We start from the raw sequence: 1,670 nt of genomic DNA, 5'->3' as shown, positions 1-1,670 counted from the left end.
GAATTACCTACCAAAATATATTTTCCTAAACGTTGTGTACATGAAAATAATGGAAAAATTTTACAAAAAAATAAGTTACCTTCACTTTTTTACCCGCGGGTATGAACATTATTTTTTTCTACTTCTCTTCCTCGCCATCTTTATTGGTTTTCTTGATGCAGGCAGTATTGCACTATTATACCCGATGATATCGGTTGGTTTCCAAATTAATACAGAATCAATTCCATTTTACGGGATCCTCCAATATTTCAGTGATCTTGTCCCGATAGGCTCATTCTTTGTGCACCTTGGTATCTTTTTTATCATCTTAACGATAACCTCGCTCATTTTTCAAATTATTTACTGGAAGGTTGCATTCATCCTTCAAAAAGAACTTATTGTTCAAACGAAAAAATCCCTTTTTTTAAAGATAGACGGAAACGATTACAAATTTTTTGTCAATTCAAAACAGGGGGACCTACTCAACCTCTTTAACCAGAGCCCCTATTATATCCAGCTGATATACCACATCTTGTTGTCTGCAGCGTCAGATTTTATAATCATCATCTCCATCATATGTATGCTCTTTCTTGTTTCACCGGGAGGTCTTATCCTTGTTCTCATCGGAGGCGGAATATTCTATATTGTCACCAATGCCATCAGCAATAGCATCTCCGAAAGGCTCGGAAGACTTCAAATTTTGTCAGGGCAATCTGAAAACAAGGTAATCAATGAGTATATTACAGGAATTAAGTCAATCAAATCGTTGAACGTCTCCCATTACTGGGGCAGCCAATACATCCAGGCATTGCAGATTTATTGGGATAAATTTGCAGACTTCATGTTTATCCAGAGGATTCCAATTCTCGTAATCAACTCTCTGTTTTTGATCATAATAGGAGCAATTGTTCTTGTGCTCTATATCTATTATGCAGACGATTTCATTTCCATTATCCCCATTTTTGGAACTTTCGCCGTGGGATTACTGAGAATCCTTCCTAAGGCAACGGCAATGGGAAATTATAAAATGGAACTGAATAATTATTTTCCCCATTTAGTTCTTGTTCATTCTGTACTCAACGAGAGAAAATACAACTTGCTCAAGAACGGAACGCAGGTCTGTACGGGGATCACATCGGATATCATCCTCGAGAATATCAGTTTCTCCTATGACTATACCAAGGTCCTCTTCCATGTATCAATGATAATTCCAAAGGGATCGATGACAGCCCTCGTGGGACCCTCCGGTTCGGGGAAATCCACCATCGCGAACCTTCTCCTCCGCCTGTATGACCCGACAGAAGGTAGGATTATTGTGAACAGGCGTGATTTAAGGGATTATGACATCCATTCATACCGAAATATCGTGGGATACGTGAGCCAGGATCCATTTATTTTCAACGGGACGATAAGGGAAAACATACTCTTTGGTGGTGATTACCCGGAAGCCGAGATTGTAAATGCAGCAAAACTTGCCCATGCACATGATTTCATCATGGAATTACCCAAGGGGTACGATACCCTCGTAGGTGATCAAGGCATTTCCCTCTCTGGCGGGGAAAAGCAGAGGATCGTTATCGCGAGAGCTATGATTCGCAGGCCTGAATTCCTAATCCTGGACGAGGCGACAAGCGCTCTTGATACCATTTCTGAAGTAGCGGTGCAAAAAGCGATCGATCAAGTCGCAAAGG

The 1,670-nt window shown here is 40.5% G+C and carries 1 protein-coding gene; it reads left to right on the top strand.

Translation table 11 applies throughout. The features are described 5' to 3' along the window. Window positions 1-40: 40 nt before the first annotated feature. Window positions 41-1,670: ABC transporter ATP-binding protein (locus PLK24_RS11295; RefSeq protein WP_324479208.1), on the top strand; the 1,630-nt coding region annotated here is incomplete at its 3' end.

It is taken from the genome of Atribacter sp., assembly GCF_035418125.1.
Classification (GTDB): Bacteria; Atribacterota; Atribacteria; order Atribacterales; family Atribacteraceae; genus Atribacter; species Atribacter allofermentans.
This window is presented reverse-complemented; position numbering and strand designations above follow the sequence as displayed.